1 protein-coding gene is annotated in these 6,864 nt (G+C 72.3%); it reads left to right on the top strand.

Annotated features, from left to right (window positions below):
* A partial coding sequence (locus ACFC1R_RS19275; RefSeq protein WP_375940050.1) for an SDR family NAD(P)-dependent oxidoreductase occupies positions 1 to 6,792 on the top strand: 6,792 nt, incomplete at its 5' end.
* Positions 6,793 to 6,864: the final 72 nt, after the last annotated feature.

Genomic DNA, 6,864 nt, shown 5'->3' with positions numbered 1-6,864 from the left:
GACCTGGCGTCGGCTGCGGTCTGGGGTCTGCTGCGTTCGGCGCAGTCGGAGAATCCGGGGCGGATCGTCCTGCTGGACCTGGACGAGGACCCGGCCTCCCTGCGTGCTCTGCCGAACGCCGTCGAGAGTGGTGAGCCGCAGTTGGCGGTCCGGGCGGGAGAGGCGCTGGCGCTCCGCCTCGGGCGGGTGCCTTCGGCTGTCGAGGTCGAGCGGCCGGTGCTGGACCCTGAGGGTACGGTGCTGGTCACGGGTGCGACGGGCACGCTGGGTGCGCTGTTCGCGCGGCATCTGGTGACGGAGTACGGTGCGCGCCGGCTTCTGCTGGTCTCGCGTCGTGGGGAGCAGGCGGAGGGTGCAGCGAAACTCGCGGACAGTCTGCGTGAGTTGGGTGCGGAGCCGGTGTTCGCGGCCTGTGACGTCGCGGACCGTGAGGCGCTTGCCGCTCTGCTGGCCGGGCACCGTCTGACGGCGGTCGTGCACACGGCCGGTGTGCTGGACGACGGTGTGGTCTCCTCGCTCACCCCGGAGCGGCTGGACGCCGTGCTGCGTCCGAAGGTGGATGCGGCGTGGAACCTGCACGAGCTGACGAAGGATCACGACCTTTCGGCGTTCGTGCTGTTCTCCTCTGCTGCCGGTCTGTTCGGTGCTGCCGGCCAGGGCAACTACGCGGCGGCGAACAGCTTCCTGGACGCCCTCGCCACCCGGCGTCGTGCCGCCGGCCTCCCGGCGACCTCCCTCGCCTGGGGCCTGTGGGCCGAGGACGGCGGCATGGCAGCCGAGTTGGACGAGATCGACGTCCAGCGGATGGCGCGCGGCGGTGTCGCCGCGCTGACCGCCGAGGACGGCCTGCTGCTGTTCGACGCCGCCGTCGGTTCCGCCGATCCCGTGCTGGTGCCCATCCAGCTCGAACTCGCCGGCCTGCGCGCCCAGGCGAGCAGGGGCATGCTGCCGCCGCTGCTGCGGGGCCTGGTACGGGTGCCGATGCGACGCGCGGCCGAAGCCGGCGGCGGAACGGGCAGCGGCGGTGCGGGCGGCTCGGCACTGACGCAGCGACTGGTGTCCCTGTCCGAGGCGGAGCGAGAGGCCGCCCTGCTCGACCTCGTGTGCGCCGAAGTGGCGGCCGTCCTGGGCTATCCGAGTGCGGCCTCGGTCAACGCCGATCGCGCGTTCAAGGAACTGGGCTTCGACTCGCTGACCGCCGTCGACCTGCGCAACCGTCTCAACGCGGTGACCGGTCTCCGCCTGTCGGCCACCCTGGTGTTCGACTACCCGACCCCGACCGCCCTCGCCGAGCTGCTCCGCACCGAGCTCCTGGGCGCCCTGCCGGTCACCGGCATCCCCAGCCCGGTGACCGCCGTCACGGACGACGACCCGATCGCGATCGTGGGTATGGCCTGCCGTTTCCCGGGCGGGGTGTCCTCGCCCGAGGACCTGTGGGGCCTGGTCGCGGGCGGACGGGACGCGGTCTCCTTCTTCCCCGAGAACCGTGGCTGGGACGTCGAGAACCTCTATCACCCGGACCCCGACCACCAGGGCACCTCGTACGCCCGGGAGGGCGGATTCCTGCACGACGCCGGTGTGTTCGACCCCGGGTTCTTCGGGATCTCGCCGCGCGAGGCGATGTCGATGGACCCGCAGCAGCGGCTGCTCCTCGAAACGTCCTGGGAAGCGTTCGAGCGGGCCGGTATCGACCCTGCCACCCTGCGCGGCAGCCGGACCGGTGTGTTCGTGGGCGTGATGTACAACGACTACGGCATGCTGCTCCAGCAGTCGGCCGAGGGCGCCGAGGGCCACGTCGGCACCGGCACCTCGGGGAGCATCGCCTCGGGCCGGGTGTCGTACACGCTGGGTCTGGAGGGTCCGGCGGTGACCATCGACACGGCCTGCTCGTCCTCGCTGGTGGCCCTGCACCTGGCCTGCCAGTCGCTGCGACAGGGCGAGTCGACGCTGGCGCTGGCCGGCGGTGTCACCGTGATGCTGACGCCGAGCACCTTCGTGGAGTTCAGCCGGCAGCGCGGCCTGGCGGAGGACGGGCGCTGCAAGGCGTTCTCGGACGACGCGGACGGCACCGGCTGGGGCGAGGGCGTCGGCATGATCCTGGTCGAGCGGCTCTCGGACGCGCAGCGCAACGGGCATCCGGTACTCGGCATCGTGCGCGGTTCCGCCGTTAACCAGGACGGTGCGTCCAACGGCCTGACCGCACCCAACGGCCCCTCCCAGCAGCGGGTGATCCGGCAGGCCCTGGCCAGCGCGGGCCTGTCGGCCGGACAGGTGGACGCGGTGGAGGCGCACGGTACGGGCACCCGGCTGGGTGACCCGATCGAGGCCCAGGCCCTGCTGGCCACCTACGGCCAGGAGCACTCCGAAGAGCGGCCGCTGTGGCTGGGCTCGGTGAAGTCCAATCTGGGGCACACCCAGGCGGCGGCCGGTGCGGCGGGTGTGATCAAGATGGTGCTGGCGATGCAGCACGGTGTGCTGCCGCAGTCCCTGCACGTCGGTGAGCCGTCTTCGCACGTGGACTGGACGGCCGGCGCGGTCTCGCTCCTGGCGGAGACGACCGAGTGGCCGGAGACCGGCGAGCCGCGCCGGGCCGGTGTGTCGTCGTTCGGCTTCAGCGGTACCAACGCGCACATCATCCTGGAGCAGGCGCCTGCTGCTGTCGTCGCCGATGCCGAGGAGCCGATCGGGCCCGCTGCGGTGGCGCCGGTGGTGCCCTGGGTGCTGTCGGGCCGGACGGCGGAGGCGCTGCGCGGCCAGGCCGGTCGACTGCTCGCCCGGGTGGATGCCGAGCCCGGCGCTGGTGTGCTGGACCTCGGTCTCTCGCTGGTGAGTACGCGTGGTTCGTTCGAGCACCGTGCGGTGTTGGTCGGCGCTGGACGTGCGGAGCTGCGCGCCGGGCTGGAGGTGCTGGCGCGGGGTGAGGCTTCGGCTCAGTCGGTGACCGGTGTCGCGGGTTCGGCCGGCCGGACTGCGTTCCTGTTCACGGGGCAGGGGAGTCAGCGGGTCGGGATGGGCGCCGAGCTGTACGGGGCGTTCCCGGTGTTCGCCGGGGCTTTCGACGCGGTGTGTGCGGAGCTGGACGGGCACCTGGAGCGTCCGCTGCGGGAGGCGGTGTTCGCGGGTGAGGGCGGCCTGCTCGACCGCACCGAGTACACCCAGCCCGCGCTGTTCGCGGTCGAGGTGGCGCTGTTCCGCCTCGCCGAATCCTGGGGTCTGCGGCCGGACTTCCTGGCGGGTCACTCGATCGGTGAGCTGGCTGCTGCGCACGTCGCCGGGGTTCTCTCGCTCGCTGACGCTGCTGCGCTGGTGGCCGCTCGCGGCCGTCTGATGCAGGCGCTGCCCGCTGGCGGAGCCATGGTGGCGGTGCAGGCGTCCGAGGCGGAGGTCCTGCCGCTGCTGACGGCCGAGGTGGGTGTCGCGGCGGTCAACGGGCCGTCGTCGGTGGTCATTTCCGGCGACGAGCAGGCGGTTCTCGAGGTTGCGGAGAAGCTGGCCGCTGATGGCCGGAAGACCAAGCGGCTCATGGTCAGCCACGCGTTCCACTCGCCGTTGATGGAGCCGATGCTGGCGGAGTTCCGCACGGTCGCGGAGGGTCTGACCTTCCAGGAGCCGAGGATCCCGATCGTCTCCACCCTCACCGGCAAGGTCGCCGACGAGCTGGTCACCCCCGAGTACTGGGTCCGCCATGTCCGCGAGGCGGTCCGCTTCCACGACGCGGTGCGGGTGCTGGAGGGTGAAGGCGTCCGCACGTTCCTGGAATTGGGTCCGGACGGCACGCTCTCGGCGATGGGCCAGGAGTGCGTGACGGAGGAGGCGGTGTTCGCACCGGTCCTGCGCCGTGACCGCGCCGAGGCACAGAGCTTCACGACCGCCCTGGCGCAGTTGCACGTCCGGGGCACCAGGCTCGACTGGCAGGCAGTGTTCGCGGGTACCGGCGCGCAGCGCGTCGACCTGCCGACCTACGCCTTCCAGCAGGAGACCTACTGGCCGCGAGTCCGCTCCGGCCTGGTGGGCGATGTCGCGTCCGCCGGCCTGGGGTCGGCCGACCATCCGCTGCTGGGCGCCTCCGTGGCTCTCGCGGACGCGGACGGCCATCTCTTCACGGGACGGCTGTCACTGGACTCGCACCCGTGGCTGGCCGACCACGCCGTGGGTGAGGTCGTGCTGCTGCCGGGAACCGCCTTTGTGGAACTGGCGGTTCGAGCGGGCGACCAGGTCGGCTGCGGTCGTATCGAGGAGCTGACCCTGGAGGCGCCGCTGGTCCTGCCGGCCAAGGGCGCCCTGCAGGTCCAGGTCTCGGTGGGCACGCCGGACGAGTCGGGTCGACGTACCGTCGGCCTCTACTCCAGGGCCGAGGAAGCTTCGGCCGAGGAGCCGTGGACGCGTCATGCGACGGGTCTGCTGGCCGAGGGTGGTGCTGCGGAGTCGTTCGATCTGGTGGAGTGGCCGCCGGTGGGTGCGGAGGCCGTGCCGGTCGATGAGCTGTACGACCGGTTCGCGGCGGCCGGGTTCGGTTACGGTCCGGTGTTCCAGGGGCTTCACGCGGCGTGGCGGCTGGGTGATGAGGTGTTCGCCGAGGTGGCGCTGCCGGAGGCCGACCGGGCGGAGGCGGGCCTGTTCGGTCTGCACCCGGCCCTGCTGGACGCGACGCTGCACGCTGTCGGCTTGGGCGGACTGCTGGAGGACACCGGTCAGGGTCGGCTGCCGTTCGCGTGGTCGGGGGTGTCGCTGTTCGCGGCGGGTGCCTCGGAGTTGCGGGTGCGGTTGTCGCGGGCTGGTGCGGATGCGGTGTCGCTGCTCGTGGCCGACGGTGCGGGTGTGCCGGTCGCGTCGGTGGAGTCGCTGGTGCTGCGGCCGTTCGCGGCCGACCAGTTGGCGGGTGCGGGCGGTGCGCACGAGTCGCTGTTCCGTCCGGAGTGGACGGGCGTCGCGCTGCCGTCCGTCGCTTCGCTCGATGGTGCGGTGGTGCTGGGGGCGGAGCTTGCCGGGTTCGAGCAGGCCGAGCGGTTCGAGGACCTGGGTGCGCTGCTGGCGGCTGCCGCCGCCGGTGAGACCGCGCCGGAGACGATCCTGGTGCCGGTCTCGTCCGGGCCTGACCAGGACGTTGCCGCTGCCACGCACAGCGCCGTGCACGGTGCGCTGGCGCTGGTGCAGGAGTGGCTGGCCGAGGACCTGCTCGCCGCCACGCGGCTGGTGGTGGTTACACGGAACGCGACCGCCGTCACGTCCGACGAGGAGGTGGCCGACCTTCCTGCGGCTGCCGTCCTGGGCCTGCTGCGCTCGGCGCAGTCGGAGAACCCGGGCCGCCTGGTCCTGCTCGACCTCGACGACGATGCTGCCTCGCTGCGTGCTCTGCCGAACGCCGTCGAGAGCGGCGAGCCCCAACTCGCCCTGCGCTCGGGCAAGGCCCTGGCGCTTCGCCTCGGGCGGGTCCAGGCGGTCGAGGCAGCCGGGGCCGAGCGGCCGGTGCTGGACCCCGAAGGGACGGTACTGCTCACCGGTGCGACGGGCACGCTGGGTGCGCTGTTCGCCCGGCACCTGGTGACGGAGTACGGTGCGCGCCGGCTGCTGCTGGTCTCGCGTCGCGGGGAGCAGGCGGAGGGCGCGGCGGAACTCGCGGACAGTCTGCGGGAGTTGGGTGCCGAGCCGGTGTTCGCGGCCTGTGATGTAGCGGACCGTGAGGCGCTCGCCGCTCTGCTGTCCGGGCACCGTCTGACGGCGGTCGTGCACACCGCCGGTGTGCTGGACGACGGTGTGATCTCCTCCCTCACCCCCGAGCGGATCGACGCCGTCCTGCGGCCGAAGGTCGACGCCGCCTGGCACCTGCACGAGCTGACGAAGGATCACGACCTCTCCGCGTTCGTGCTGTTCTCCTCCGCCGCCGGTGTCTTCGGCAACGCGGGCCAGGCCAACTACGCCGCCGCGAACGGTTTCCTGGACGCCCTCGCCACACGGCGTCGTGCCGCCGGACTCCCGGCCACCTCCCTCGCCTGGGGCCTGTGGGCCGAAGAGGGCGGTATGGCTGCCGAGTTGGAGACGGCGGACGTGCGGAGGATGGCGCGCGGCGGTGTCGCCGCGCTGACCGCCGAGGACGGCCTGAGGCTGTTCGACGTCTCGCTGAGCGCCGACGAACCCGTGCTGGTACCGATCCGGCTCGACCTGGCCGCTCTGCGCGGACAGGCCGAGGCGGGCATGCTGCCGCCGGTGCTGCGCGGCCTGGTCCGGGTCTCCGCGCGGAGGTCGACCGCCGCCGGCACCGGTGCGACCGGTCCCTCGCTCGCGCAGCGGCTCCTGGGGGTGGCGGAGGCCGACCGGGAGGCCGTCCTGCTGGAGGTGGTGTGCTCGGAGGTGGCGGCCGTCCTGGGCTATGCGGGCCCGAACGCGGTGGAGGCCGACCGGGCGTTCAAGGACCTCGGGTTCGACTCCCTCACCGCCGTGGAGCTGCGCAACCGTCTCAACGCGGCCACCGGCCTGCGACTGCCGGCGACCCTGGTGTTCGACTACCCGTCCCCGGCGGCCCTGGCAGCCCTCCTGCACGCGGAGACCGTGCCCGACCCGGCCGACGCGGTGGTTCCGCTGCTGGCCGAACTGGACCGGCTGGAGGCCGCCCTGGCGGACACCGCACCCGACGACGAGGGGCACCTCCGGGTCGCCAACCGCCTGCAGTCCCTGCTCGCGAGGTGGAACGACCAGCAGGCCCCGGCCGAGAACGCCGCTGTCGCCGAAGAACTCGAAGAGGCCACCGACGACGACCTCTTCGACTTCATCGGCAAGGAATTCGGCATCTCCTGAACCCGGTCCGACTTGGCTGATCGCCCGATCACCCGATTCTTCTGCAACTTCCCGAGAGGTGACCTGACATGC

It is taken from the genome of Kitasatospora sp. NPDC056138 (assembly GCF_042264695.1).
Taxonomy (GTDB): Bacteria; Actinomycetota; Actinomycetes; order Streptomycetales; family Streptomycetaceae; genus Kitasatospora.
Note: the sequence above shows the minus strand (reverse complement) of the source record. Positions and strands in the feature narration are given on the sequence as shown.